Origin of the sequence: Aeromicrobium chenweiae, assembly GCF_003065605.1 — a bacterium.
Classification (GTDB): Bacteria; Actinomycetota; Actinomycetes; order Propionibacteriales; family Nocardioidaceae; genus Aeromicrobium; species Aeromicrobium chenweiae.
Genome location: NZ_CP026952.1, coordinates 2,217,379 through 2,244,186, shown reverse-complemented (window position 1 = coordinate 2,244,186; position 26,808 = coordinate 2,217,379). Strand labels below are relative to the sequence as shown.

Annotated in this window: 27 protein-coding genes; 14 read left to right on the top strand and 13 right to left on the bottom strand. The window is 70.1% G+C overall.

Annotated features, from left to right (window positions below; all coding sequences use genetic code 11):
- Positions 1 to 16 precede the first annotated feature (16 nt).
- On the bottom strand, positions 17 to 2,608 hold the full coding sequence (locus tag C3E78_RS10865; protein WP_108578305.1) for a DEAD/DEAH box helicase: 2,592 nt from the start codon (positions 2,606 to 2,608) through the stop codon (positions 17 to 19).
- A gap of 98 nt (positions 2,609 to 2,706) precedes the next feature.
- Here C3E78_RS10865 and C3E78_RS10860 point away from each other — a divergent pair, with 98 nt between their 5' ends.
- The 6 genes from C3E78_RS10860 to C3E78_RS10835 all read left to right on the top strand — a co-directional run bounded on the left by C3E78_RS10860 (position 2,707) and on the right by C3E78_RS10835 (position 7,104).
- The gene (locus tag C3E78_RS10860; protein ID WP_108580854.1) at positions 2,707 to 2,985 is read left to right on the top strand and encodes a DUF3253 domain-containing protein; all 279 of its coding nucleotides are present in this window, start codon (positions 2,707 to 2,709) and stop codon (positions 2,983 to 2,985) included.
- A complete protein-coding gene (locus tag C3E78_RS10855; RefSeq protein WP_108578304.1) occupies positions 2,982 to 4,139 on the top strand; it encodes a serine hydrolase domain-containing protein in 1,158 nt (385 codons plus the stop codon). The genes C3E78_RS10860 and C3E78_RS10855 overlap by 4 nt, the downstream gene beginning before the upstream one ends.
- Before the next feature lie 28 nt (positions 4,140 to 4,167).
- Positions 4,168 to 4,704 carry a hypothetical protein gene (locus tag C3E78_RS10850; protein WP_108578303.1) on the top strand — a complete coding sequence of 179 codons (537 nt, stop codon included), beginning with the start codon at positions 4,168 to 4,170 and terminating at the stop codon, positions 4,702 to 4,704.
- A 34-nt stretch (positions 4,705 to 4,738) separates the two neighbouring features.
- Positions 4,739 to 5,557, top strand: coding sequence for a dioxygenase family protein (locus C3E78_RS10845; RefSeq protein WP_108578302.1), 819 nt, complete (start codon positions 4,739 to 4,741; stop codon positions 5,555 to 5,557).
- Positions 5,558 to 5,641: 84 nt separating this feature from the next.
- Complete coding sequence (locus C3E78_RS10840) at positions 5,642 to 6,418, top strand: HNH endonuclease family protein (protein WP_424922771.1); 777 nt, start codon at positions 5,642 to 5,644, stop codon at positions 6,416 to 6,418.
- Positions 6,415 to 7,104, top strand: a complete 690-nt coding sequence (locus tag C3E78_RS10835) for a lysozyme family protein (RefSeq protein ID WP_108578300.1) — start codon at positions 6,415 to 6,417, stop codon at positions 7,102 to 7,104. The genes C3E78_RS10840 and C3E78_RS10835 overlap by 4 nt, the downstream gene beginning before the upstream one ends.
- Here C3E78_RS10835 and C3E78_RS10830 read toward each other — a convergent pair.
- Positions 7,101 to 7,421, bottom strand: coding sequence for a putative quinol monooxygenase (locus C3E78_RS10830; RefSeq protein WP_108578299.1), 321 nt, complete (start codon positions 7,419 to 7,421; stop codon positions 7,101 to 7,103). The genes C3E78_RS10835 and C3E78_RS10830 overlap by 4 nt on opposite strands.
- A gap of 11 nt (positions 7,422 to 7,432) precedes the next feature.
- Positions 7,433 to 7,810, bottom strand: a complete 378-nt coding sequence (gene trxA / locus C3E78_RS10825; RefSeq protein ID WP_108578298.1) for a thioredoxin — start codon at positions 7,808 to 7,810, stop codon at positions 7,433 to 7,435.
- Between the two features lie 159 nt (positions 7,811 to 7,969).
- Between trxA and C3E78_RS10820 the strand changes: the two genes are divergently transcribed.
- From C3E78_RS10820 to C3E78_RS18320, 4 genes are all read left to right on the top strand, one after another.
- Positions 7,970 to 9,406 (top strand): DUF7669 domain-containing protein, encoded by a 1,437-nt coding sequence (locus tag C3E78_RS10820; protein ID WP_135804785.1) that lies wholly within the window; start codon positions 7,970 to 7,972, stop codon positions 9,404 to 9,406.
- Positions 9,407 to 9,463: 57 nt separating this feature from the next.
- Entirely contained in the window at positions 9,464 to 10,582 is a 1,119-nt protein-coding gene (locus C3E78_RS10815; protein WP_108578296.1) for a PQQ-dependent sugar dehydrogenase, read from the top strand.
- Between the two features lie 219 nt (positions 10,583 to 10,801).
- Positions 10,802 to 10,948 carry a hypothetical protein gene (locus tag C3E78_RS18325; protein WP_159085872.1) on the top strand — a complete coding sequence of 49 codons (147 nt, stop codon included), beginning with the start codon at positions 10,802 to 10,804 and terminating at the stop codon, positions 10,946 to 10,948.
- A 65-nt stretch (positions 10,949 to 11,013) separates the two neighbouring features.
- Complete coding sequence (locus tag C3E78_RS18320; RefSeq protein WP_159085871.1) at positions 11,014 to 11,190, top strand: hypothetical protein; 177 nt, start codon at positions 11,014 to 11,016, stop codon at positions 11,188 to 11,190.
- A 61-nt stretch (positions 11,191 to 11,251) separates the two neighbouring features.
- On the opposite strand, the gene cspE is transcribed toward C3E78_RS18320, so the two are convergent.
- On the bottom strand, positions 11,252 to 11,455 hold the full coding sequence (gene cspE, locus C3E78_RS10810) for a transcription antiterminator/RNA stability regulator CspE (RefSeq protein ID WP_056607991.1): 204 nt from the start codon (positions 11,453 to 11,455) through the stop codon (positions 11,252 to 11,254).
- 224 nt (positions 11,456 to 11,679) lie between these two features.
- A complete protein-coding gene (locus tag C3E78_RS10805; RefSeq protein WP_159085870.1) occupies positions 11,680 to 12,144 on the bottom strand; it encodes a CAP domain-containing protein in 465 nt (154 codons plus the stop codon).
- A 209-nt stretch (positions 12,145 to 12,353) separates the two neighbouring features.
- Between C3E78_RS10805 and C3E78_RS10800 the strand changes: the two genes are divergently transcribed.
- Positions 12,354 to 14,750 carry an immune inhibitor A domain-containing protein gene (locus C3E78_RS10800; RefSeq protein ID WP_235833598.1) on the top strand — a complete coding sequence of 799 codons (2,397 nt, stop codon included), beginning with the start codon at positions 12,354 to 12,356 and terminating at the stop codon, positions 14,748 to 14,750.
- Between the two features lie 100 nt (positions 14,751 to 14,850).
- Here the strand turns inward: C3E78_RS10800 and C3E78_RS10795 are convergent, their stop codons facing one another.
- From C3E78_RS10795 to C3E78_RS10780, 4 genes are all read right to left on the bottom strand, one after another.
- Positions 14,851 to 16,128 (bottom strand): MFS transporter, encoded by a 1,278-nt coding sequence (locus C3E78_RS10795; RefSeq protein ID WP_108578293.1) that lies wholly within the window; start codon positions 16,126 to 16,128, stop codon positions 14,851 to 14,853.
- Positions 16,121 to 16,543 (bottom strand): MarR family winged helix-turn-helix transcriptional regulator, encoded by a 423-nt coding sequence (locus C3E78_RS10790; RefSeq protein ID WP_108578292.1) that lies wholly within the window; start codon positions 16,541 to 16,543, stop codon positions 16,121 to 16,123. Before C3E78_RS10790 ends, C3E78_RS10795 begins: the two co-directional genes overlap by 8 nt.
- Before the next feature lie 63 nt (positions 16,544 to 16,606).
- Positions 16,607 to 17,422, bottom strand: coding sequence for an exodeoxyribonuclease III (locus C3E78_RS10785; protein ID WP_108578291.1), 816 nt, complete (start codon positions 17,420 to 17,422; stop codon positions 16,607 to 16,609).
- A gap of 37 nt (positions 17,423 to 17,459) precedes the next feature.
- A complete protein-coding gene (locus C3E78_RS10780) occupies positions 17,460 to 17,852 on the bottom strand; it encodes a DUF1304 domain-containing protein (protein WP_108578290.1) in 393 nt (130 codons plus the stop codon).
- Positions 17,853 to 17,947: 95 nt separating this feature from the next.
- Here C3E78_RS10780 and C3E78_RS10775 point away from each other — a divergent pair, with 95 nt between their 5' ends.
- On the top strand, positions 17,948 to 20,017 hold the full coding sequence (locus tag C3E78_RS10775) for a putative bifunctional diguanylate cyclase/phosphodiesterase (RefSeq protein ID WP_108578289.1): 2,070 nt from the start codon (positions 17,948 to 17,950) through the stop codon (positions 20,015 to 20,017).
- 7 nt (positions 20,018 to 20,024) lie between these two features.
- Here C3E78_RS10775 and C3E78_RS10770 read toward each other — a convergent pair whose 3' ends face one another.
- Complete coding sequence (locus C3E78_RS10770) at positions 20,025 to 20,849, bottom strand: aldo/keto reductase (protein WP_108578288.1); 825 nt, start codon at positions 20,847 to 20,849, stop codon at positions 20,025 to 20,027.
- Positions 20,850 to 20,887: 38 nt separating this feature from the next.
- Positions 20,888 to 22,540 carry an FAD-binding dehydrogenase gene (locus C3E78_RS10765; RefSeq protein WP_108578287.1) on the bottom strand — a complete coding sequence of 551 codons (1,653 nt, stop codon included), beginning with the start codon at positions 22,538 to 22,540 and terminating at the stop codon, positions 20,888 to 20,890.
- Between the two features lie 177 nt (positions 22,541 to 22,717).
- Here C3E78_RS10765 and C3E78_RS18460 point away from each other — a divergent pair, with 177 nt between their 5' ends.
- Positions 22,718 to 23,362 (top strand): hypothetical protein, encoded by a 645-nt coding sequence (locus C3E78_RS18460; protein WP_199906800.1) that lies wholly within the window; start codon positions 22,718 to 22,720, stop codon positions 23,360 to 23,362.
- A 58-nt stretch (positions 23,363 to 23,420) separates the two neighbouring features.
- Here C3E78_RS18460 and C3E78_RS10755 read toward each other — a convergent pair whose 3' ends face one another.
- Positions 23,421 to 24,686: a geranylgeranyl reductase family protein gene (locus C3E78_RS10755; RefSeq protein WP_108578286.1), complete on the bottom strand. Its 1,266-nt coding sequence runs from the start codon at positions 24,684 to 24,686 to the stop codon at positions 23,421 to 23,423.
- A 45-nt stretch (positions 24,687 to 24,731) separates the two neighbouring features.
- On the opposite strand from C3E78_RS10755, the gene C3E78_RS10750 reads away from it, so the two are divergent.
- Entirely contained in the window at positions 24,732 to 25,457 is a 726-nt protein-coding gene (locus tag C3E78_RS10750; protein WP_108578285.1) for a queuosine precursor transporter, read from the top strand.
- A gap of 142 nt (positions 25,458 to 25,599) precedes the next feature.
- Here the strand turns inward: C3E78_RS10750 and tgt are convergent, their stop codons facing one another.
- The gene (tgt, locus tag C3E78_RS10745; RefSeq protein WP_108578284.1) at positions 25,600 to 26,805 is read right to left on the bottom strand and encodes a tRNA guanosine(34) transglycosylase Tgt; all 1,206 of its coding nucleotides are present in this window, start codon (positions 26,803 to 26,805) and stop codon (positions 25,600 to 25,602) included.
- Positions 26,806 to 26,808: the final 3 nt, after the last annotated feature.

Here is a 26,808-nt window from a genome sequence, read left to right as displayed (position 1 = left end):
ATGCGCCGGGGCGCGTCTAGCGCTTCAGCCGGACCAGGTCGGCCAGGGCCGCGTCGGAGAGCTCGGTCAGGGCGCCCTCGCCACCGTTGACGACCGCGTCGGCCAGGGACCGCTTGGAGCGGATCAGCTCGGCGATCGACTCCTCGATCGTGCCCTCGCTGATCAGGCGGTGGACCTGCACGTTCTTGGTCTGCCCGATGCGGTGCGCGCGGTCGGTGGCCTGGTCCTCGACGGCCGGGTTCCACCACCGGTCGTAGTGGATGACGTGGTCGGCGCGGGTGAGGTTGAGGCCGACGCCGGCTGCCTTCAGCGACAGCACGAACACCGGCACCTGCCCGCTCTGGAACGCGTGCACCATCTTCTCGCGGCCGCGCACCGTGGTGCCGCCGTGCAGGAACTGGTTGCCGATCTTGTTCTCGTCGAGGTGCCGGGTCAGCAGACGCCCCATCTGGGCGTACTGGGTGAACACCAGCGTCGCGCCCTCCTCGGACACGATCTGCTCGACCAGCTCGTCGAAGACGGCGAGCTTGCCCGAGCGACCCGTCAGGCGCGCCTCCGGCTCGCGGAGGAACTGTGCGGGGTGGTTGCAGATCTGCTTGAGCTGGGTCAGCAGCTTGACCACCAGGCCGCGTCGCTGGATGCCCTGGGCCTGCTCAATCTGTGCCATGGTGCTGCGCACGACCGCCTCGTAGAGGCCGACCTGCTCGCGGGTGAGGTTGACGCGGTGATCGGTCTCGATCTTCGGCGGCAGCTCCGGCGCGATGCCCGGGTCGGACTTGCGGCGGCGCAGCACGAACGGCCGGATGAGGTGGGACAACCCGGTGGCCCGCTCGGTGTCGCGACGCGACTCGATCGCGCGCGACCAGGTGCGACGGAACTGCTCGTACGTCCCGAGGAGCCCGGGCGTCGTCCAGTCCAGGATCGCCCACAGCTCGGACAGGTTGTTCTCCACCGGGGTGCCGGTGAGCGCCAGGCGGGCGACGGCCGGGATGTCCCGGATCGCGCGCGCCGTCCGGGCATGCGGATTCTTGATGTTCTGCGCCTCGTCGGCGACGACGAGTCCCCAGCCCGGCTCGTGCTCCGCGAGCGCCTCGGCGTCGGCGCGCATCGTGGCGTACGTCGTGACGAGGAAGCCGTCCTTGACGTCCTGCAGGCTGCGGCGCGCCCCGTGGTAGCGGTGCACCGGCACGCCGGGGGCGAAGCGCTTGATCTCCCGCTCCCAGTTGCCGAGCACGGAGGCGGGGCAGATGACGAGGGTCGGTGCGGTCGTCTCCACGGCACGCTGCAGGTGCAGGGCGATGAGCATGACCGTCTTGCCCAGACCCATGTCGTCGGCCAGGATCCCGCCGAGGCCGAGGTCGACCAGCTGGGTCATCCACTGCAGGCCCTGCAGCTGGTAGTCGCGCAGGTGTCCCTCGAGGTCGCTGGGCTGGCGGCCCGGCTGGATGTCCCGGTCCTGCACCGCGAGGCGTCGGCGGACGTCCTCGAGCCAGCCGACCGTGTCGACGTCGGTGCGTCGACCGTCGACCTCGAGCTCACCGGTGACGGCAGCGCGCAGCGCGTCGATCGCGGTGATGTCCCGGCTGCGCTCGGCGAGCACCTTGCCGAGGCTGGCCTTGTCGACGAAGACCCAGCGGTCCCGCAGCCGCAGCAGCCCGGTCTGCGACTGCGCCAGCTGGTCGAGCTCGGCATGGGAGAGCACGTCGCTGCCCAGCGCGACCTGCCAGTCGAACGAGAAGAGCTGTCCCTGGGTGAACGCGGACGGCCGGTCCGACCCGGGCGTCTCCTTGCGCTGGATGACGGCGGTCGTCGACAGCTCGCGCACCAGCTCCGGCGGCCAGCGCACCTCGATGCGGTTGGCCATCAGGGTGGGGGCCAGGGCGCGGTCACCGAGCCGGGCGAGGTCGTCCGGGCCGACCGTGACGGCGCCGCGTGCGTGCGGGTCGCGCAGCGTGGCGGCGGCCGCCCACCACGGCTCGAGCCGGCGCAGCATCGCCGCGGTGGGCTCCTTGGCGTCCTGGGCCATGGGGTGCGACGACCCGTTGAACAGGTCGTTCGCGCCGAATGCGGCGAACGACCCGGAGCGCGGGTGCACCCGCAGGCGGACGACCGCCGCCTGGCTGGGGGTCGGCTCCTCGAGGAACGAGATGATGAGGGTCCACGAGAACGTCGTCTCGCGGGCGCGCTGCGGCGCGGCGTGCGGCGAGACGTACGGCTGGCGCACCTGGGGGGTCGATGCCGCTGCCGGGGCGTCCACCGCGAGCGCCTTGAGGAACGCGTTGATGGAGGCCTGGCCGGCTCCGGCGTTGGGGCCGACCGCGGCGCCGGCGTTCTGCAGCTGGTTGAGCTCGGTCGCGTCGGGGGAGCCGAGAGCGCCGCGCGCCATGATGCGCAGCGCGAGGATCGCGGGCGTGGCCCACGCGCGGACGGACTTGTCCGCGGACATCACCCGGATGCCCTGGCTGAGCGGCCCGACGGCCTCGTTGGCCGTCGCCGTCCGGTCCCCGTCGGGGGTGTGGAACACGAACCGCGAGTCAGCCGGGTCGTCGGCCGCGACGAACTCGACCGGAAAGCGCAGCAACAGGCGCAGATCCATCGCAGTGGGCATCCCTCCATTCTCACCCACGACTCCAAGTCGCGGGCGCAGACACCGGGTGGGAATTGTCACCATTTGTGGAGCGGGTCGTCGCACGGGACGCTGGACGGGTGCCTCACACCGACCACGACCTCGAGCAGCGCATCCTCACGATGCTGGCGAGCCGGGCTCCGACCGCGACGATCTGCCCGTCCGACGTCGCGCGCGACCTGGCGCCGGACGACTGGCGCCCGCTGATGGATCCGGTGCGCGACGCTGCCGGACGGCTCGTCTCCCGCGGCGAGGTGGTGATCACCCAGAAGGGCGAGGTGGTCGATCTCGGCACCGCACGCGGGCCGATCCGCATCCGCCGGGCCGTGACGGACGGACCGGGCACGGTGGGCGGATGAGGACCCGCCTCGCCGCATCCGGTGTCGTCCTGATGGTGCTGGCCGGGTGCGCGGGCGGCAACCCAGGCGGCAGCGAGCCGCCGCGGACGGAGCCGACGAGGACGCGCACCACGACGCCGTCCGCCCCGACCACCAGTGCGACGCCGGACGTCGCCTACCCGGGCGCCACCTGGGCACGCGCCGAGCAGGGGGACTGGAAGGCCCTCGACGCCGATCTCGCCGCCAACGGCTCGACCTGTGTCGCAGTCGTCAAGGACGGGCGGCTGGTCCACGACGCGTACTGGAACGGGGGAGACCCGCAGGCGCAGCAGAAGGTGTACTCGATCGCCAAGTCGTTGACCTCCCTGCTGGTCGGGACGTACGTCGACGACGGCCTGCTCGACCTCGACGCCCCGGCCGCGCAGCAGGTGGACGAGTGGCGGCGGACCGCCGCGGGGGACATCACCGTGCGGGACCTGCTCGCGATGACGTCCGGCCGGCACTGGGACGACGCCACGGACACGCAGATGATCCGCAGCGAGCCGGACACGACGTCGTTCGCCGTCGACGTCCGCCAGGATCGTGCGCCCGGCGAGGCCTGGGTCTACGACAACACGGCGGTGCAGACGCTGGAGGCGGTGCTGGACGGGCTCGAGGGCTCCGGCGACGTCGTAGCGAACGCCGAGCAGCGACTGCTGGGGCCGCTCGGCATGCGTGCCACGACGTGGGGACGTGACCCGGCCGGCAACGCCTTGACGTTCTCGGGCATGACGTCGACCTGCCTCGACCTGGCTCGGGTGGGGCACCTGATGCTCAACGACGGTGCGTGGAAGGGCAGGCAGCTGCTGTCGGCGGACTTCGTGCGGGAGGCGACCCGGCCGTCGTCCCGGCTCAACGCGGCGTACGGCCTCCTGTGGTGGGTCAACGCCGAGGGACGGGTGGTCGAGGTGCTGCGCCAGGCGGGGTTCGCGACCGACAAGGCGCCGTACGACGGCAGGCTCGCACCGAACGTCCCGGACGACGCGTTCTGGGCGTTCGGCTACGGCAACCAGTACGTGGCCGTGGTGCCGAGCGAGGGGGTCGTGGCGGTACGCCTGGGTGCTCGCCCGGCGACGCCGGACCGGGTGACGTTCGACGGCTTCACCGCCGACGTGCTGGCGGCGCTCGACGAGTAGTGTCCGACCCCGCTGGTTGAGTGCAGACATGGACTTCGAGGAACCGGGCTGGCCGCTGATCGACAACTTCTTCGTGCGTCTCGCCGAGGGACGCAAGGCCGAGACCGTGCGGCGGTACGCGCGGGTGCGCCTGCGGCTCTACGACTTCCTCGACGTCGACGACATGATCGAGTGGCTCGGCCCCGACGACGCCACGTTGCTCGCCGCGGAGCGTGAGTTCCTGCGCGACGGCGCGGTCTGGACCGTCTTCGGCCTCGGCGGCGTCCTGCGCTGCCTGCCCGGGTTCCTCACCGAGGCGCAGCTGCCGACCTCCGGGGCGGAGGCTCGGATGCAGGTGAGCGTCGTCAGCCGGTTCGTCACCGACCTCCGCAACCGGCATCTCGTGCCGCGCGAGGACGTGCACGCGCTCCTGGTCGCGCGGCGGGCCGCGATGCGGGCGCGCGACCGCCTGCAGCTCGAGCAGAAGCTCCGCGCCGCGGGCCCGGACAGCGGCCTGCACCGCGCCATCGCCGAGATCGACCGCGTGCACGAGCGCTTCCGGCAGCAGCCCGGTCCGCAGTGGTGATATAGTTGAAGCATCAACTACTGAAGGATGCGGCATGGCCACGTACTCGATCACCGACCTGGACAACCGCCTGCAGCCCAGCGCGCTGATGCCGGTGATGTTCGTGGGCCACGGCAACCCCATGCACGCGATCTCCGACAACGCGTACACCCGCACCTGGAGCCGCCTCGGCCAGGAGCTGCCCGAGGCGCAGGCCATCGTGGTGGTCAGCGCCCACTGGCTGACCCCGGGCCAGACCCACATCACGGACGCGCCGCGCAACCCGATCATCTACGACTTCGGCGGCTTCCCCGAGGAGCTGTCGCGGGTGCAGTACGACTCGGTGGGCGACACCGACGTCGCGCGGCTGCTGGCTCGTCAGCTCGTCGAGTACGAGGCCGAGCTCGACAAGCAGTGGGGGCTCGACCACGGCACCTGGAGCATCCTGAAGTTCATCGCACCCAAGCCCGAGGTGCCCGTCCTGCAGATCAGCATCGACTACTCGATGCCGCTGCCACGGCTGTACGAGCTCTACGGCCGCCTGCGGGCGATGCGCCGCCGCGGCGTGCTGTTCATCGGCAGCGGCAACATCGTCCATGCCCTGGGGCGTGCCCGCTGGGACGGCGGCGCCGCCTGGGACTGGGCGCAGCAGTTCGACGCCGACACCGCCGTGGCGCTGCGCGACCGCGAGATCGGCAAGCTGCTCGACCCGTACGGCTCGTGGGCCGAGGCGCGCATCGCGGTGCCGACCGACGACCACTACCGCCCGATGGTCGCCGCGCTCAGCCTGCTCGAGGACGGTGAGGACATCTCGTTCTTCAACAGCTCCATCGACATGGGCTCGATCGGCATGAGGTCGTTCGTCACCGTCTGAGCTCGGCATGTGAGACTTCTGCCGGGGATCGAGCCATGCCGAGAGAGGTCATTCGTGGGACGTGCACGTCGAGGTCGTCCCGTGGTGCTCCTGATCGCGGTGGCGGCGCTGGTGCTCATCGGCAGCTCGTACGGGCGCGGTGACGGCAGCGACCCGGCGGGAAGCACGCCGACCACCGAGGCGCCCCCAGCCGCCGAGCCGACGGCGACGCACGGCACGGCGGCCGAGGCGCTCGAGAAGCTGACCGTCAAGGGCCGAGCGCCGCAGACCGGGTACTCCCGTGAGCGGTTCGGCCGGTCGTGGCGCGACCTGGACCGCAACGGCTGCGACCAGCGCAACGACGTGCTGCGCCGCGACCTGCGCGACATCACCCTGAAGGCCGGCACCGACGGGTGCCTCGTCCTGTCCGGCACCCTCACGTCCCCGTACTCCGGCGAGGTCGTCGAGTTCGTCCGCGGCACCACGACGTCCAGGACGGTGCAGATCGACCACGTCGTGGCGCTGTCCGACGCGTGGCAGAAGGGCGCCCAGCAGTGGAGTGCTGCGAGGCGTGAGCAGTTCGCGAACGACGTGCTGGAGCTCCGCGCGACCGACATGCACACCAATGCGTCCAAGGGCAGCGGTGACGCGGCGACGTGGCTGCCCCCGCGCAAGGCGTTCCGGTGCGGCTACGTGGCCCGGCAGATCGCGGTCAAGAGCGCGTACGGCCTGTGGGTCACCCCGGCCGAGCGCGACGCGATGCGCCGGGTGCTGGTGCGGTGCCCCCGTCAGGGCCTGCCGCGCAGGTACGCCGTGCCGCTCGGCGGCGGTCCCGAGCTCGAGGCGGCCGGCTTGGGTGGGGCCCGGACACTGGACGGGTGAGGCGCTCCACTGTTCTGCTCGTGCTGGTCGGGGCACTCGTGGCTGCGGCCGTGCTGGTCCTGGCGACGAGGGGCGGCGAGGACCGGACGGCGAGGATGCCGGTCGTCGAGCGTCCGGCACCCGCGGCCAGCCCCGCGCCGGGAACCGTGCGCCGCACGGCCCGCGAGACCGGCATCCCCACGCGGGCGCTGCGCGCGTACGTCCGCGCGGCCGAGACGCTGCAGCGCACGCACCCGCGGTGCGGCCTGGCGTGGAACACGCTCGCGGGCATCGGGTCGGCCGAGAGCAGCCACGGTGCGTTCGGCGGCGCGACGCTCGACGAGCGCGGCGTCGCCTCGCCGCGCATCCTCGGGGTGCCGTTGGACGGCACGGGCGGCAACCGGGCCATCCGCGACACCGACGGCGGCACGCTGGACGGTGACACGCGGTGGGACCGCGCGGTCGGGCCCTTGCAGTTCATCCCCACGACGTGGGCGAGTTGGGGCACCTCGGCAGGTGGGTCGAAGGCGGACCCGCACGACATCGACGACGCCGCGCTCTCGGCGGGCCGGTACCTGTGCCACGCGGGCGGTGACCTCAGCACGTCGCGCGGCTGGTCGCGGGCGGTCCTGACCTACAACAACAGTCGGGCGTACGCCGAGAAGATCGCGCGGATCGCCTCGGCGTACGCCGCAGCCGCCGACTAGGAGACGGTGAGCTCGCCCATCTCGTTCCAGCCGTCCTGGTCGACGGTCTGGCTGACGATGCGAGGCGTCTCGGCGAGCGCCTGAGGCATGGTCTGCATGGCCTCCTGGAAGTGCGCGCTGGTGACGTGGGCCTCCGCGGCATCGTCGTCGAACGCCTCGACGAGCACGAACTCGTGGGGGTCGTCGACGCTGCGGGACCAGTCGAACCAGCGGTTGCCGGGCTCGGCGCGGGTCGCCTCGGTGAACGGGCGGACCAGCTCGAGCCAGCGATCGGTCCAGTCAGGCTTGGTGCGGAACTTGACGACGATGAAGATCATTCCGCCGCGCCTCAGGCCTGCGCCTCGGCGGCCTCGGCCTCGGCCACGCGGCGACGGACGTCGTCCATGTCGAGGTCGCGCACGGCCTGGATGACCTGCTCGAGTCCGGCCGCGGGGAGGGCGCCGGGCTGGGAGAAGACCAGGACCCCGTCACGGAATGCCATGAGGGTCGGGATCGAGGTGATCTGCGCGGCAGCTGCGAGCTCCTGCTGGTCCTCGGTGTCGATCTTGCCGAAGGTGACGTCCGGGTGCGTCTCGCTCGCGGCCTCGAAGACCGGGGCGAACTGACGGCACGGGCCGCACCACGATGCCCACCAGTCCACGAGGGTGATGCCCTCGGCGCCGAGGGTCTCGTCGATGGTGTCCTTGGTCAGGGTGACGGTGCTCATTGATTGCCTCTCGCTGGAAAACTCCGTACCCCACTCTCAACGACTCCCGGGGTGCCCGCATTCCCGTGGCACCGGGGGGGGTGTGGACATTGCTCGCCCGGTTCCCGTCATATCCGGGCACCTGCGTGCTCTTCATCGGTGAGAGACGGGAGTTGGGTCGTGAAGTACGACAGACCTGTGTGGCAGATCATGCACCGCTGTGCCGATGCCATGCCGGAGGTGTTTCGGTACGAGGACGTCCGGGACTGGTTCTCCAGCAACTACCCGGACGTCAACGAGGCGACGATCCGCGCCCACCTCATCGGGCTGACCGAGGGGGGCCGCGCGAAGCACGTGCAGTTCGCGCAGCGCTCGCCGGTCTTCCGGCGCGTGGCGCGAGGTGAGTACTCGCCGATCCCGCTCGACGAACGCGGCGAGGACCCCGACCCGGACCAGCCGCCACCGTCCGCGAGCCGGATCAAGATGTCCGGCAACGGCGCGCACAAGACGTCGCCGGGCGACCGGCCGTCCGAGGTCGGTGGCCAACGTCCCGTCCGCACCGCGGACGGGCCCCCGGGCGAGGAGTCCGGCGGGGCGCAGACGATGGCGGTGCCCGACGTCATCCTGCTGGGCAGCGTGGGGGAGCGGGTCAACGTCCCGGCCCCGGCCAAGGAGATCTACCGCGACGTCGCGTTCCAGCGCAGTCGCCTCGACGCGGAGACGTCCGGCACCGAGTGGTTCCTGCTGTCCGCCGAGCACGGGCTCGTCGCCCCCCACGAGTGGATCTCCCCGGACTCGCGCACACTCGCCGACCTCGATCCGGAGTACCGCGTGGTGTGGGCGCGCTGGGTCGTCGCGCGCCTGGAGTCCATGCTCGGCTGCCTCGACGGGACGTACGTCCGGGTGGAGGCACCGAACGCGTTCGTCGGGCCGTTGTTCGCGGACCTGCAGGATGCCGGCGCCGTGGTGTCGTCGGGTGACGTCGGCCTGGCGATCTCGGTGAGCACCGCCGCGCCCGACGCGGAGTCGGTCGACCCGCCCGACGCGGAGCCCGCCGAGGCGCCGGACCTCGCGCCGGTCGTCCAGATCTCTCCCGTGGCGTCGGTCGCGCACGAGCTGGCAGATGCCAGCCAGGCCGTCCCGGCGTCGGATCTCTCCGGCCTGCCCGAGACGCCCGGCTTGTACGGCTGGATCGTGGACCCCGTCGGCGCGCGCGAGCTCAACCGCTGCCTCCGGCTGCCGGTACGCGCGGGACTGATCTTCGTCGGACAGGTCGGGGGCTCCGGACGGCTCCCGGCCGCCGAGCCGGTGACCACCCTGCGCGAGCACATCGACCGTGTGCAGCTGCACGGCCTGGCTCGCGCGTCGACGTTCCGGATGAACCTGGCGACGGTGCTGCGAGGGCACCTGAGGATGGCGACCCTGGACGACGAGGTGATGACCGACTGGATGCTGGAGCACCTGTCCGTCTCCAGCTGGGTCGGCGAGGACCGCGCGGAGCTGCGTGATCTGGAGCGACAGGTGATCCGGGAGCTCGAGCCGCCGCTGAACGTCGACCGGGTGCCCTTCACCGAGTACCGCACGCGTCTCGGCCAGATGCGCAGCGGCATCGCCTGATCCGGCCTCGGCCGCCGGGACCCGGCACGACGTGCCGGAAGCGGGCATGATCTGTTCATGGAACGACGTTCACTCCTGACCGGTCTCGCCGCAGTCGGCGCCGTCACGCTGCTCGGGTGCAGCCGGGATCGGGACGACCCGAGGCCGAAGGTGTCCTCGACCGCTCCCGCGACCACCGCCCCCGACCCCTCGACGTCGGCCGCACCCGCTGCGGGCACACCGCAGATCGCGTCCACGATCGCGACCGGGCTGAACGTGCCGTGGGGGATCGCGTTCCTCCCCGGAGGCGACGCCCTGGTCTCGCAGCGCGACGACGGCAGCATCGTCCGGGTCTCGGTCGACGGCACGACCACGACGCTCGGCTCGGTGGCCGGCTCCAACGGAGTCCCCGGTGGGGAGGGCGGTCTGCTCGGCATCGCGCTCGCGCCGGGGGACGACAGCACGCTGTTCGCGTACATGACGACGGCGTCGGACGACCGGGTCGTCCGCATGCGTCTCGACGGGGACTCGGTGGGCGATCCCGAGCCGATCCTCACCGGCATCCCGATCGGGTCGCGGCACCACGGCGGCCGGTTGCTGTTCGACGACGAGGGATCCCTCTACGTCTCGACGGGGGACTCAGGCAACGGTGAGCTCGCGCAGGACCGCGACTCCCTGGCCGGCAAGGTGCTGCGGATCGACCGGGACGGCAAGGCCGTGACCGGCAACCCGTTCGGCAACCGGACCTGGTCGTACGGGCACCGGAACATCGAGGGCCTCGCCCTGGACCAGGACGGCCGGCTGTGGGCGGCGGAGTTCGGTGAGAAGAGCGCGGACGAGCTGAACCTCATCGAGCGCGGCGGCAACTACGGCTGGCCGCAGGTGGAGGGCAAGGGCGGTGACGGCGACCTGATCGACCCGAAGGTGACGTGGGGGACCGACGAGTGCTCGCCGTCCGGGGTCGCGATCACGAAGTCGACGGCGTACGTCGGGGCGCTGCAGGGCGAGTGCCTGTTCGCGGTCCCGCTCGACGGGGAGAGCGCCGGGAAGCCCGTAGCCCACTTCGCGGGCGACCACGGGCGCATCCGCACGGTCGCCGTCGCCCCGGACGGTGCCCTGTGGGTGACCACGAGCAACACCGACGGCCGCGGCGACCCCACCAAGGGCGACGACCGCATCTTCCGCGTCACCGTCTGACCGCCCTCACAGACGCCCACGAGTCACGCACGGACGCCGACGAGTCACGCACGGACGCCGAGGAGTCACGCACGGATCCGTACGTGACTCCTCGCTGTCCGTACGTGACTCGTCGGCGAATTATTTTATTTTGGCGGAAAGGCCCCGGGGGGTGCCTGGCGCCGCTACTGTCGTGCGTGCCGCTCTGTGAGCGGCAGGACGACGGGGGAGGGAGTCGGCATGAGCAAGCCCATGGGGCTGCTGGTGGCCACGGGGCTGCTGACGCTGTTCACGGCGAGCGTGCTGACGACGAACGTCTCCGTGCCCGACCCGAGCGCGCCGACGGCCGTCACCACGGTGGAGACCGCGAAAACTACTTCTCGGTAGGGGTCCCCGGGTGGCAAACATGAGGATATCCTCATGTCATCCGTTGCCTACCGAGGGAGACTGCCATGGACGAGACGTCCTTCGACATCGACCCGAGCCTGCTGGCCGAGGCCTCCCGCCTCTTCCCGGCCCACCGCCTCGCACCGCCGAGCCCGCGACCGGCCGGCGACGTCAGCTTCCTGCCGTCGACCCCGGGCGACGAGTTCGCCCGGCGCGCGTGGGACGAGGGCGGACACCTCTAGTCCGGTCCGCCCGAGCGCGACGAACCCCCGAAGCGATGCTCCGGGGGTTCGCTGCGTGGTGTCAGAGCGGACGGATGTTCGCCGCCTGCAGACCCTTCTGGCCCTGCTCCACGTCGAACTCGACCTTCTGGTTCTCGTTCAGCGAGCGGTAGCCGCTCGTCTGGATCGCGGAGAAGTGCGCGAACACGTCCTCGCTGCCGTCGTCGGGGGCGATGAAGCCGAAGCCCTTGTCGGCGTTGAACCACTTGACCGTGCCTGTTGCCATGTCCTGCTCCTCATGGGCGAGAAACCCCCCGCGCCTGCCGCGAGAGGCGGTCGCGACGTACATCCAACCTTCGAGAAGAACTAGACACCCGTAAGTGAAACTCATTCATTCGTACGGCCCAACGTCGTGCAACTGGCCATGAGCCTAGGGCACGAAAACGCCGTTGTGGAGGGGGTTCGCGTCGCGAACATGCAAAATCTGGATGAACGCCCGAGCCCCGCCGATCACTTCTTCGTGCCGAAGACCTGCGCGACCCACCACACGCCGTCGGAGTCCTTGACCGCGCCGACGCCGACGTAGCGCATCTTGCTCGCCAGGATGTTGTGGCGGTGGCCGCTCGACTTCATCCAGGCGTTCACGGTCTTGTTGCCCGAGCCGTAGCCGTACGCGATGTTCTCCGAGACGCCGGTCAGCTTGCAGTCCTTCAGGATCTTCGCGAGGCGTCCCTTGCGGTGCTGCAGGTTGCCGTGCTTGGCCATCCAGCGGGCCTGCCCCTCGGCCCAGCGGTCCACGCACGACTGCGCCTTGACCTTCACCCGGTCGTGGTCCGCGCGGACGTGGTTGGTCCGGCTGATGACCTGCGACTCGTACGTCGAGGACGAGACCGCCGCGGCGGGGGAGATGGTCGCGAGCGACAGGAGCGCGGCCACGGCGACCGCGCGGACGGGGTGTTTCAGCAACGAGTTCATCCGCCCACGGTAACGGGACCGAGCCATGGCCCGAAAGGACTACGGGCTTATAGTCCGATCTGGCCAGAAGTACAAGACTGTCGTTCCTCCTGAAAATTACCTAAGTTGACTCCGTTGTACCCCGGCCCGCCCCACGAGGGCGGGCCTCATCAGCGGAGGCTCGATCGTGCCCCCGTATCTCGGAACCCCAAGGGGGAACAGTGAAGCGTGTGACCTCAGGCCTCGTCGGCCTCACACTCGCTGCCTCACTCGGTCTGGCGTACGCCTCACCGGGCACGGCGGCACCCGCACCACCGACCAACGCGAACGACCGGCCGTCGAAGATCGGCAAGGACGAGCTGCCCAACCCGCTGGAGTCCAAGCGCCGGGCACTGCGCGAGACCGGCATCACCTCGGTCCTCGACGGCGACGCCAAGGCGCAGACCCGTTCGGGCACCAGCGTCGTCAAGGTCGGCAAGGGGTACAGCCCGGCGGACGCTGCCGCCTTGGCCAACAAGAAGGCCACGTCGAAGCAGCTGAAGGCGATCAAGAACAAGAAGAAGAAGGACCAGTACGTCGAGCTCGAGCAGGAGCGCGCCGACAAGATCTTCGTCATCCTCACCGAGTTCGGCAACCAGCGTCACCCTGACTTCCCCGACAAGGACACCGATCCGACGGTCGAGGGACCCACGACGTTCGACGGGCCGCTGCGCAACCAGATCCCCGCCCCCGACCGGACGAAGGACAACTCGACGGTCTGGCAGAAGAACTACAACCGCAAGCACTACCAGGACCTGTACTTCGGCACCGGCAAGGGCGTCGAGTCGGTCAAGACCTATTACGAGACCCAGTCCTCGGGTCGCTACACGGTCGACGGCCAGGTCCAGGACTGGGTCAAGGTGCCCTACAACGAGGCGCGCTACGGCCGTGACGAGTCCTACCAGACGGTCTGGAACCTGATCCAGGACTCGCTGACCGCGTGGGTCGCCGACCAGAAGGCCGCGGGGAAGACCGACGCGCAGATCAAGAAGACGATCGCCTCGTACGACCAGTACGACCGCTACGACTTCGACGGCGACGGTGACTTCAACGAGCCCGACGGCTACATCGACCACTTCCAGATCGTCCACGCAGGTGGCGACGAGGCGGACGGTGACCCGCAGCAGGGTGAGGACGCGATCTGGTCGCACCGTTGGTACGCGTTCGGCACCGACGCCGGCATCACCGGGCCGGCCCAGAACCCGCTCGGCGGCACCCAGGTCGGCAACACCGGCGTCTGGGTCGGCGACTACACGGCCCAGCCGGAGAACGGCGGACTGTCGGTCTTCGTCCACGAGTTCGGTCACGACCTCGGTCTGCCGGACGACTACGACACGTCCGGGAAGGGCGACAACAACAGCGAGTACTGGACGTTGATGGCCCAGTCCCGGCTCAACGCGAAGGGCGAGGCGCTCGGCACGCGACCTGGTGACCTCGGTGCCTGGAACAAGCTGCAGCTGGGCTGGCTCGACTACGAGGTGGTCGGGACCAAGGAGAAGAAGACGCTGAACCTCGGCCCGCAGGAGTACAACTCCAAGAAGGCCCAGGCCGCGGTCGTGGTCCTGCCGCAGAAGGACGTGCTGATCAACAACGGTGCGCCGGCGTCGGGCTCCAAGCAGTTCTTCTCCGGTTCCGGCGACGACCTGGCGAACTCGCAGACGACGGACGTCGACCTGACGGGCAAGACCGGGGGACAGCTGACGGCGAAGGTCCGCTACTCGATCGAGGAGGGCTACGACTACGCGTACGTCCAGGCGTCGACCGACGCGGGCAAGACGTGGACGTCGCTGGCCGGCACGATCAACGGCAAACCCATCCCCGCCGACCCGTCCGGCTCGCCGGCGATCGATGGCGAGCAGGCGACGTGGGCGGACCTGCAGGTCCCGCTCTCGGCGTACGACGGTCAGAAGATCAAGCTGCGCTTCTACTACAAGACCGACGGCGGGCTGGCCCAGGCCGGGCTCTACGCCGACGACATCGCGATCACGGCGGGCGGTCAGACGCTGCTGAGCGACGGTGCCGAGACCGGGGGGACCGCGTGGACGTTCGACGGCTTCTCGATCGTCGGAGCGACGACGACCCTGAAGGCTGACAACTACTACATCGCCGGCCACCGGTCGTACGTCTCGTACGACAAGTACCTGAAGACCGGTCCGTACAACTTCGGCTTCATGAACACGAAGCCGGACTGGGTGGAGCACTACAAGTACGGTCACGGTCTGCTCGTCTCCTACTGGGACACCTCCCAGGCGGACAACAACACCAACGAGCACCCGGGTACGGGCCGCAACCTCATCATCGACGCCAACCCGGCACCGATCATCAACATCGTGACCGGAGCCCCGTGGCGGGCGCGCATCCAGATGTACGACGCGCCGTTCTCGCTGCACAAGGCGGACTCGATGACGCTTCACACCAACGGCAAGCCGAGCTACATCCGTGGCCAGGCCGCCAAGCCGCTGTTCGACGACACCAAGAAGTACTGGTACGCCGAGCTGCCGAACCACGGAGTGAAGCTGCCCGCGGCCGGTGTGAAGATGCGTGTCCTGCAGGAGAAGGGCACCAGCATGAAGGTCAAGTTCAACTAGGCCTTCCCACGAACGGGGGGACGCTCATCGGGGGGTGGGCGTCCTTCCTCGACCCGGGGGACACGCACCACGGTGCGTGTCCCCTTCGCCGTGCCCGGGCTCAGCGGCCGTTGACGACCTCGTCGATGGCACCGGGGGCGCCGCCGAACTCGTCGGCGACCTCACCCTCGACGTCCTCGACGTCGTCGACGGGGTGACCGTCCTCGTCGACGCCGGCATCGGCGTCGGCCAGCAGCCGGTGACCTGTCGAGAGCACGCCGACGCTGACCAGCACGACCACCGCCGCGAGGGCGAACGGCACGTGGACGTTGAGGTGCTCGACCAGCTTGCCGGCTGCGAACGGGGCGAGTCCGCCGCCGATGAAGCGCACGAAGCCGTACGCGGCGGACGCGACCGGACGCTCGACCGGTGACACGAGCATGACGGCCTGGGTCATCAGGGTGTTGTTGATGCCGATGAAGATGCCGGCGGCGACGACCGCGCCGACCATCAGCGTCTGGTTCGTCGGGCTGATCGCCATGACCCCGAGGTCGACGGCGAAGAGGGTGAGCGAGCCGTAGAGCGACACGGCGGTGCCGAACCTGCGCTGCAGCCAGGGGGCGCCGATGACCGAGAAGAACGCGACGAGGACGCCCCAGCCGAAGAACACCCAGCCCAGGGCCGTGATCGACAGGGCCATCGGGAACGGGGCGTAGCCCAGCATCGTGAAGAAGCCCCAGTTGTACAGCAGCGCGGTGATGCTCATCGTGGCCAGCCCGCGGTGGGTCAACGCCTTCAGCGGAGCGCTCAACGCGGTGCGGTGGTCGGGCTTGGGCGTCGCGGGCAGCAGGAAGAACGTCGCCACCAGCGCGATGGACATCAGGGCCGCGACGCCGTAGAACGGTCCGCGCCAGCTGATGTTGCCCAGGGCGCTGCCGACGAGCGGGCCGGCCGCGATGCCGAGACCGAGTGCCGCCTCGTAGAGGATGATCGCCCCGGCGAAGCCGCCGCGGGCGCTCGCCACGATCGCGGCCAGCGATGTCGCGATGAACAGCGCATTGCCCAGGCCCCACCCGGCGCGGAACGCCACGATCCCCGAGATCGTGTCGGTCGACCCGGCCAGCGCCGCGAAGATGACGATGATGACCAGACCGGTCAGGAGCGTGCGCTTGGCGCCGAGCCGGCTGGAGACCCAGTTGGTCGCGAGCATGGCCACGGCCGTGACCACCAGGTAGCTGGTGAACAGCAGCGTCACCTGGCTCTCGGTCGCGTCGAGCTGGCTCTTCAGGGCCGGGAGGATGGGGTCGACGAGCCCGATCCCCATGAACGAGATGACGCAGGCGAAGGCGACGGCGTAGACGGCCTTCGGTTGCTTGAACAGGGAGCTGTGGTCAGACATGGGACTCCATGAGGCGGGTGATGGCAGGGGCGGCCGCCGCAAGGAGCGCGCGGTCGTACGGGGGAAGGGTCTGCAGACGGGCCGCGATGGCCGCGTCGTGGGCGTCGCGCCGCGCCCAGAGCTCCTTGGCGCCGATCTCCGTGATGGCGATCAGGCAGGCGCGTCCGTCGACGGGATCGGGCCGGCGGGTCACGAGCCCGCCGGCCTCGAGCCGGTGGACGAGACCGGTCATCGCCGGCTGCGTGACGGACTCGTGCTCGGCCAGGCTCGTGATGCGCTGGGGACCCAGCCGCTCCAGGACGGAGAGCGTGGCGGCGGCGGTGCGGCTGAGGGAGCTCTGGGGGGCGTCGCGCACGAGGGACAGGGCGAACTCACGCAGGGCGTGAGCCAGCTCGTCCACATGAGGTTGCGTCATGCAACTAAAAGTATCACGACATTATGTATCTGTCCGGGCGTCCGACGCGCGGATCTCGAGGGGTCAGAGGTCGTAGTCGATGACGAGCGGTGCGTGGTCGGACCAGCGCTCGGCCCAGCTGATCGCGCGGTCGACCGTGGCGAGCCGTGCGGTGGCCGCGAGCTCGGGCGTCGCGAGCTGGTAGTCGATGCGCCAGCCGGCGTCGGTGTCGAACGCCTTCCCGCGCATGGACCACCACGTGTACGGCCCGTCGACGTCGCCGGCCAGGCTGCGGTGCACGTCCACCCAGCCCAGCTCGCCCATGAAGCGGTCGAAGTACGCGCGCTCCTCGGGCAGGAAGCCGGCCTTCTTCCGGTTCGCCTTCCAGTTCTTGATGTCGCGCTCGGTGTGCGCGACGTTGAGGTCGCCGGTGACGACCGCGTGGGCGCCCGTGGCGCGGATCTCCGCCAGGCGGACGACCATCTGGTCCAGGAAGCGGTACTTCTCCTCCTGGCGGGGCGTTCCGGCCTCGCCGGAGTGCACGTAGGCCGAGACGACCGTCAGCATCGAGCCGTCGGCCAGCGGGATGTCGGCCTCGATCCACCGACCGGAGTCGTCGAAGAACTCGTCGCCGTTGCCCACGCGATGTGCGGTGGGCGGGGTCCGGCTGAGGACCGCCACGCCGGCGCGGCCCTTGGCCGCCGCCTCGCTGTGGACGACGTGGTAGCCGGTGTCGGCCAGGATCTGGTGCACGATCTCGTCGGGTGCGCGAACCTCCTGCAGCGTCACGACGTCGACGTCGCGGGCGGCGAGCCACTCGCTCAGGCCGGCCGACTGGCCACGGGTCTTGTTGTGGGCGGCACGGATGCCGTTGACGTTGACGGTCGCGATACGAAGCACGGACTCACCCTAACGAGGGGGCCCGACGCCCCGGCCGTCAGTTCGCCGCGACGAGTGCGGTGACGACCGCCAGCAGGGCCGGCACGCCCTGGATCGCCGCGGCACGGGCGTACGACGCACCGGTCGAGATGAGCACGAGGGCCGCCGCGAGCATGCTCGCGCACGCGAACACGATTAGCGTCCAGCCGATCGTGTCGTGGCTGTCGGACGCGGCCACGACGACGACGCCGACCGCGGTGCCGACGGCCAGGAACAGGTTGTAGAACCCCTGGTTGTACGCCATCGGCGCGGTCGTGTCGGCGTCCGCCTGGGAGGTGATCCCGAACCTGCGCCACGTGGCCGGCTCGCGCCAGCGCAGCGACTCCATCGCGAAGATCAGCACGTGGAGGAGGGCGGCCACGGCGGCGAGGACGAGTGCGACGGCGGTCATGGTCGAAATGTAGTCCTGTGGGCCTCCGAGCGGGCACAATAGTCGGGCCGGGAGCAGCTCGGCCCGCGCCGACACGTCACCTGGGAGGTTCCCGCATGGGCTCCGAGCTCATCGACCGCGCGGGTGACGAGAGCACGATGCTCCGCCAGATCATCGAGGCCACGCCGAACGCGATGCTGATGATCGACCCGCGTGGGCGCATCACCCTCGTCAACACGCAGACGGAGGCGCTGTTCGGCTACACCCGCGACGAGATGCTGGCGATGGGGATCGAGGAGCTCATCCCCGAGAGGTTCCGCGAGCCGCACCGCTCGTACCGCGAGGGATTCTTCACGCGGCCCGCCCGCCGGGAGATGGGGGCGGGACGCGAGCTGTTCGGCCGGCGCCGGGACGGCAGCGAGGTCCCGGTCGAGATCGGCCTCAACCCGATCCAGGTCCACGACGAGCAGCACGTCCTCGCCTCGGTCATCGACATCACCGAGCGCCTCATGGTGCAGGCCATCGAGACGGCGAAGCACGCCGACCGGATGCGCCGCTCGATCCTCGACAACCTGCCGTTCAGCATCATCGCCTCGGACCCGGACGGCACGATCGTCACTGCGAATCCCGCCGCCGAACGGCTGCTGGGCTTCGACCGCGACGAGCTGGTCGGGTCTCCCATCGGTGCCCTGCGCGAGGGCGTCGGCGGCGACATGCCGCTGCTGGCGACCCGGCCGAACGCGGTCGACGAGCGCGAGGTGGACTACTGCCGCAAGGACGGCTCCACGATCCCCGTCAACGAGGCCATCTCGCTCATCGCGAGCGAGGACGCCGAGGTGACCGGGTTCCTGTCCGTGGCGTACGACATCACGCAGCGTCGCCACGCCGAGGAGTTCATCCGGCACATGGCGCACTACGACTTCCTGACCGACCTGCCCAACCGCACCAAGCTGTTCGAGCGGCTCGACTACGACCTCCGGCTCGCGGTGCGCCACGGTCGCGGCGTGGCGGTCGCCTTGATCGATGTCGACCACTTCAAGCGGGTCAACGACTCCCTGGGTCACCACATCGGCGACGAGCTGCTGGTCAAGCTGTCCGAGCGCCTCCGTGAGCACGCGGGACCCGACGACCTCGTGGCGCGTCTCGGCGGCGACGAGTTCGTCCTCGTCCTCACGGGGATCGACGGCGAGGAGCAGGTGCAGCAACGGGTGACGGCGCTCCTGGCTGCCATCCCCGAGCCGATCGACTGCAGCGGTCACGAGCTGATCGTGACCGCGAGCGTCGGGGTGGCGATGTTCCCGTTGGCGGGCAGCGACCCGACGACCCTGCTCAAGCACGCGGACACCGCGATGTACCAGGCGAAGACGTCGTCGCGGAACACCTACCGGTCCTTCGAGTTCTCGATGCTGGACGCGACCAACGACAAGCTCGCGATGGCTGCGGGCCTGCGGCACGCCCTCGACCGCGACGAGATCTCGGTGTCGTACCAGACGCAGGTCGATCTCCAGTCGGGCGAGCTCGTCGGGGTCGAGGCGCTCGCCCGGTGGCGCACGTCCGACGGGCGGGACATCACGCCGGACCGGTTCATCCCCGCTGCCGAGGACAACGGCCTCATCATCCGGCTGGGGGAGTGGGTGCTGCGGCAGGCGTGCGTCGACACGTTGACGATGTCCGAGCAGATCGGGATCCCGCTCAAGCTCGCCGTGAACGTCTCCCCGCGTCAGCTGAACGACAGCTCGTGGCTGGACGTCCTGCGTGGGGCCCTGCGCGACTCGGGTCTGCCTCCCGAGCGGCTCGAGCTGGAGATCACCGAGGGCATCTTCATGGAGAACCCCGCCGAGGTCATCGAGCTGATGCGGACGGTGCGGTCGCTCGGCGTCGCGATCGTCATCGACGACTTCGGCACCGGGTTCTCGAGCCTGGCCTACCTGACCCGGTTCCCGATCGACAAGATCAAGATCGACCGCTCCTTCATCTCCGACGTGGTCGAGGACGCCTCCGACGCCGCCATCGTGAACGCGATCATCGTCATGGCGCACACGCTCGGCATGACCGTGGTCGGCGAAGGCGTCGAGACCGACGCGCAGGAGGCGTACCTGCGGGACCGGGGCTGTGACGAGGCACAGGGCTTCCGCTACAGCCATGCCCTGCCGCCGCTCGAGGTCGTCGCCGCGGCCATGCGCTAGGACGGACTCAGTACTCCTCGTGCGTCCGCGGGTCGCCGCCGATGCGCTGGCCGTTCTCGAGGCCGGCGATCTGCTCGATGTCGTCCGCGTCGAGCTCGACGTCGAAGATGTCCAGGTTGCTCCGGAACCGCTCGGGCGTCGCGGACTTCGGGATCGGTGCCGCGCCGATCTGCGTGTGCCACCGCAGGACGACCTGGGCGGGGGAGAGGTCGTGCTTGCGACCGATCGAGGCCAGCACCGGCTGCTCGAGCAGATCGCTCTTGCGGCCCAGTGGCGTCCAGCTCTGGGTGATCGTGCCGAGCCGTTCGTCGGCCGCGCGCTGCTCGGTCTGGGGGAGGTAGGGATGCAGCTCGACCTGGTTGACCGCGGGAGCGACACCCGTCTCGGCGACGATGCGGTCGAGGTGCTCGGGCAGGAAGTTGGAGACGCCGATCGACCGGGTCAGACCCGCCTCGCGCAGCTCCAGGAACGCCTTCCACGTCTCGACGAACAGGTCGGCGCTGGGGTTCGGCCAGTGGATCAGGTAGAGGTCGACGTGGTCGAGGCCGAGACGTTCGAGCGAGGCCTCCAGCTCGCGACGCGGTCCGTCGGTGCCGTGGCCGCTGCCGGGCAGCTTGGTGGTGACGAACAGCTCGTCACGCGAGACCGGGGAGTCGGCGATGCCCTGCCCGACGGCCGTCTCGTTCTCGTAGCGGGTCGCGGTGTCGAGCAGGCGGTATCCGGCGGCCAGCGCCTCGGTGAAGATGGCCGGGTCGTCGATCGAGTACGTGCCGAAGCCCAGGACGGGCATTTGCCGTCCGTCGTTGAGCTCCACGAGAGGTGCGAGGGTCATGCCCCAACCGTACGGATGGCGTCGCGACAAGCCAAGCGTCAGCCGACCTGGCGAGCCGCGGCGCGTCCGGCGGCCCGCCCGCTGAACAGGCATCCGCCGAGGAACGTCCCCTCGAGGCTGTTGTACCCGTGGACGCCGCCGCCGCCGAATCCGGCGACCTCGCCTGCGGCGTAGAGGCCTTCGATCGGCTCCCCGTCGAGGCCCAGCACCTGTGAGTCGAGGTCGGTCTCCAGCCCGCCGAGCGACTTGCGGGTCAGGACGTGGAGGCGGACCGCGATGAGCGGCCCCTTCGCGGGGTCCAGGATCTTGTGCGGGCTCGCGACCCGGATGAGCCGGTCGCCGCGGTACGACCGTGCCTGCCGCATGGCGGCGATCTGCAGGTCCTTGGTGAAGTCGTTGTCGAGCTCGCGGTCGCGCTCCAGCACCTGGCGGCGCACGACCTCCAGGTCGAGCGGGGCCTCGGGGGTGAGTGCGTTCATGCCGGCGACGAGCTCCTCGATGGTGTCGGCGACCACGAAGTCCTCACCGTTGCGCTTGAACGCCTCGACCGGGCTCGTGGCGCCCTTGGAGAGCCGCTCCTTCACGAGCGTCCGGATGCTCTTGCCGGTCAGGTCGGGGTTCTGCTCCTGGCCGGACAGGGCGAACTCCTTCTCGATGATCGCCTGGGTGAGCACGAACCACGAGTGGTCGTGGCCGCTTCGGCGCAGGAGCTTGAGCGTGCCGAGGGTGTCGAAGCCCGGCAGGCCCGGGACTGGGAGCCGCTGACCACTGCCGTCGAGCCACAGCGACGACGGGCCGGGCAGGATGCGGATGCCGTGCATGGGCCAGATGGGGTCCCAGTTCTTGATCCCCTCGACGTAGTGCCACATGCGGTCGCGGTTGATGTGGCTGGCGCCGGCCTTCTCCGCGATGCCCAGCATCCGGCCGTCCACGTGCTGCGGGACGCCGGAGATCATGTGCTCCGGCGGGGTGCCGAGGCGCTCGGGCCAGTTGGCCCGCACGAGGTCGTGGTTGCCGCCGATGCCGCCGGAGGTGACGATCACCGCCTGCGCGGAGGCGGTGAAGTCGCCGATGGACGTGCGGGAGGTCGGGGCGGCGCGCTCGGCGTCCGTGGGCTCCAGCACCTGCCCGGTGACGGCGGTGACGACGCCGTTCGTCACGACGAGCTCGTCGACACGGTGCCGGAACGCGTACTGCACCAGGCCCCGGGCGTGGCCCTCGCGGACGATCCTCTCGAACGGCTCGACGATCCCCGGCCCCGTGCCCCACGTGATGTGGAAGCGGGGGACCGAGTTGCCGTGCCCGCCGGCCAGTCCGCCGCCGCGCTCGGCCCAGCCGACGACCGGGAAGATGCTGTGCCCCTTCTCCTTGAGCCAGGCCTGCTTCTCGCCCGCGGCGAAGTGGACGTACGCCTCGGCCCACCGCCTCGGCCAGCGGTCCTCGTCCCGGTCGAACTGGGCGCTGCCCATCCAGTCCTGGAGCGCCAGGTCGACCGAGTCCTTGATGCCCATGCGGCGCTGCTGGGGCGAGTCGACCAGGAACAGGCCACCGAACGACCAGTACGCCTGGCCACCCATGCCCTGCTCACCCTCCTGGTCCACCAGGAGGACCCTGCGGCCGGCCTCCACGAGCTCCGCGGTGGCCACGAGCCCGGCCAGTCCCGCTCCGACGACGATGACATCAGCTTCCATGCCGCGATTGTGCCGCACTGCTGGTTCCAGGGGTGCTGCGCGCGGCTGCCGGGACGCGTCCGATACCACACCGGTGATTGCGACTCGCGGGGCGACGCAAGCGCGAAATGACTATCCGAGGTGACCCATCACGACTATGTTCGGGGCGTCATCATTCATCGTTGGGAGTAATTTGTCATGGCCGTTGACTTAAAGTCACTAGGCATCAACACGCAAGGAGCCCTCGTCTCGGGCGCCCTCGCGATCATCCTGACCTTCTTCGGCGCCTACATCCGCATCAGCGGTGGCGGGCAGTCGGAGAACGTCACGAACGCGTGGGACGGCTGGGGAACGCTGGCGTGCCTGCTGCTCATCGCCTCCTTCGCGCTCGTCGTCGCGCGGGTGTTCGCCGGGGACGCTCTGCCCAAGGAGGTGCCGTGGACGCTGGTGTCGCTCGCCCTCGCGGTGATCTCGACCCTCATCCTCATCATCAAGCCCTTCACGGTCGACGTCCCCGACTTCCTCGAGGACATCTCGGTCGGTCCGGGCTGGTCCGGCTGGATCCTGATCGTCCTGCTGCTGGTGTTCGTGGTCTTCCTCGCCCTGCTGTTCAAGGACTCGGGTGAGAAGATCCCGCCGATCAACAAGGGCGGCAACGGCAACGGCACGGGCCACGCGCCCCACGGCCAGACAGCGCCGAACCAGGCCCCGCAGACCTACACGCCGCCTCCGGCTCAGACGCCGCCTCCGGCCGCGCCGCCTGCCGGTCAGACGCCGCCGCCCCCGGCTGCGCCCCAGGACCCGCCCGCTCCGCCGGCGCCCCCGGCTCCGCCTGCGAGCTGATCCACTGCTGCATCACGAAGGGCCCGGCTCCGGCCGGGCCCTTCGTGCGTCCCGCGGGTCAGGACGAGAACGGCGGTCGGTCGTCCAGGCGCACGGACTGACGTCCGGCCCAGCGCCACAGGCGAGCGGTCAGGTCGCGGTCCTCGTCGGTGACCAGGTTGCCCATCACGCGCAGGGCGAACGTCATGAGGTGGTGCGAGCGCATGCCGACGGGCCCAGCGGTCGGCAGCAGGTGGGGGACCGTGATGAGGCCCGCCAGCCGGCGCGCGATCGAGAACGCCTCGCCGTACCGGCTCGTGAGCAGCGCCGGCCAGGCAGCGTCCAGGTCCGTCCCGGAGCGCAGCAGCTCGGCCGCCTCGCGCCCGGTCTCCATCCCGTAGTCGATGCCCTCGCCGTTGAGCGGGTTGACGCAGCCGGCCGCGTCGCCGACGAGCGCCCAGTTGGGGCCCGCGACGCCGGAGACGGCGCCGCCCATCGGCAGCAGGGCGCTGGTCGGGATGCGGAGCTCGCCGCTGAGGTCCCACTCCTCGCGGCGCAGGTTCGCGTAGTGCTCCATCAGCGGGCGGATCTGCAGGTCGGCGGGACGCTTGGCAGTAGCCAGGGCGCCCACGCCGAGGTTCACCTCGCCGTCGCCGAGGGGGAAGATCCAGCCGTAACCGGGCAGCAGCTCGTCACCCGAGCCGTTCGCGGCGGGTCCGCGCAGCTCGAGGTGCGACGAGATCCACGGGTCGTCACTGCGCCCGGACTTGACGTACGAGCGCCCGGCCACGCCGTACGCGGTGTCGCGGTGCCACTCGCGGCCCAGCACGCGGCCCAGCGGGGAGCGGACGCCGTCGGCGACGATCAACCGGCTGCAGTGGACGGTGTGTGGGGTGCGCTCCTTGCCCAGGTGGAACACCACGCCCGTGACACGGCCGCTGTCGTCGCGGACGGCGTCGACGGCGCGGGCTCCCTCGAACGGGGTCGCGCCCGCCTCGACGGCGACGCGGAAGAGCTTGTCGTCCAGCTCGGTGCGGGGGACCGCGGAGCCGTAATCGGGCAGGGAGCCGCCGGGCCATGGGAGCAGCAGCTCCTGGCCGAAGCCGGCTGCGCGGAGCCCGCGGTTGGTGCCGTGGCTGCGGACCCAGTCGCCCAGCCCCAGGCGCTCGAGCTCGGCGATCGCCCGCGGCGTGAGGCCGTCGCCGCACGTCTTGTCCCGCGGGAACGTGGCTGCGTCGGCCAGGACGGTGTCGATTCCGAAGCGGGCGGCCCAGGCCGCGGCAGCCGATCCGGCGGGTCCGGCGCCGACGACGAGCACGTCGGTGCGAGTCGGGAGCGCGGTCATGCAGCGATTCTCCCAGAGGGGTGGGTGGCTGGCAGGATGGGGCACATGAGCTCTGCGGACACCTCGGCCCGGGCGGAGCGCGAGGTCCACTTCGCCTCGCGCGGATCGTCCTACTACGACATCCTGCTCGCGGTGTTCTGCGTCGTCCTGGTGGTGTCGAACATCGCCGCGACCAAGGGCACCCAGTTCTTCTCCGGCGACGTGTCGATCGGCCCCGTGCAGATCATCCCGGTGTTCTCCGACGGCGGGGCGGTGCTGTTCCCGCTGGCGTACATCATCGGCGACGTCATCTCCGAGGTGTACGGGCTGCGGGCCGCGCGCCGGGCGATCCTCGTGGGGTTCGGCACCGCGATCATGACGTTCGTGACGTTCCTGGTCGTCATGCAGCTGCCGAGCGCGGAGTTCTACGACAACCAGGAGGCGTTCGAGAGTGTCGTCTGGTCGGGCGTGCAGATCGTCGCGGCGTCGCTCGTGGCGTACGTCGTGGGACAGTTCCTCAACTCGTACGTCCTGGTGCGGATGAAGGCACGGTCCGCCGAGGCCGGGCTCTGGCGCCGCCTGGCGGGCTCGACCGGTGTCGGCGAGGCCGCGGACACGTTCATCTTCTGCGCGATCGCGGCGTCGGCGATCGGGGTCGACACGTTCGGCGCCTTCCTCAACTACTTCGTCGTCGGCTTCTTGTTCAAGTGCGCGGTGGAGCTGCTCGTCATGCCCCTGACGATGGTCGTCATCCGCCTCCTGAAGCGCCGCGAGCCCTCCTACTGGCAGTGACCCGGCCCCGCCCGACCGGTTGACGGTTTCCCACGGTCCCGTGGTAATTGGTCACTCCCCGCGTGTTGTGACGCGAGGGGAGTGCGTAATTCCCACGGTCCCGTGGGAATCCGACACCCCCGGGACGCGGGCGACCGCGCCGTCAGGCGTAGAAGCGGGCGAGGAAGTCGTCGCGGAAGTCGGCGAAGGTGCCGGCCTCGATGTGGTCGCGCATGTCGTCGACGAGGCGGACCGTGAAGCGCTCGTTGTGGATCGTGCAGAGCGTCGCGGCGAGGTACTCCTTGGTCTTGAACAGGTGGTGCAGGTACGCCTTGGAGTAGTGGGCGCACGTATAGCAGTCGCACTCGGGATCGATGGGCCCGAAGTCGCGGCGTGAGGCGGCGACCATGACGTTGTAGCGGCCGGTCATCGCGTACACCCGCGACGAGCGAGCGACCCGGGACGGCGAGACGCAGTCGAACGTGTCGCAGCCGTTCTCGACGGCGGTGAACAGGTCGTCGGGCTCGCTGATGCCGAGCAGGTGCCGCGGCTTGTCGCCGGGCAGCTCCTCGTTGACCCAGCGCACGATCGTGCCGAGGTTCTCCTTCTCGATCGCACCGCCCACGCCGTAGCCGTCGAAGCCGGAGCCGTCGAGCTCCAGGTCGGCCAGCCCGCGGGCGGCCTGGCGGCGCAGGTCCTCGTGCTGGGCGCCCTGGACGACCCCGAACAGGGCCTGCCGGGGCTTGTGCGCCCGCTCGACGTCGAGGCGCTGGTGCTCGACGAGGCAGCGCCGGGCCCACGCCTGGGTGCGGGCCAGCGACTGGACCTGGTAGTCCTTCGTGTTCATCAGCGTCGTCAGCTCGTCGAACGCGAACATGATGTCGGCGCCGAGCTGGTGCTGGATCTGCATCGACACCTCGGGCGTGAAGCGGTGCCTGGAGCCGTCGAGGTGGGACTTGAACGTCACGCCGTCGTCGTCGACCACGGCCAGGCGGTCCTTGCCCTCGGCGATCACGTCGTCCGCGGTGACGCCGGTGGCGTCCATCGACAGCGTCTTCTGGAACCCGGCGCCCAGCGAGAGCACCTGGAAGCCGCCGGAGTCGGTGAAGGTGGGGCCCGGCCAGTTCATGAACGTCCCCAGGCCACCCGCCTCGTCGATGATGTCCGCGCCCGGCTGCAGGTACAGGTGGTACGCGTTCGCGAGCACGGCCTGGGCGCCCAGATCGGCCATCGCCTCGGGCAGCACGGCCTTGACCGTGGCCCGGGTGCCGACCGGGATGAACGCCGGGGTGCGGATCTCCCCGTGGGGAGTGGTGATGGTGCCTGTGCGTCCGAGGGCGCCCTCGAGCTCGGTGCCGACGGAGAACATGCC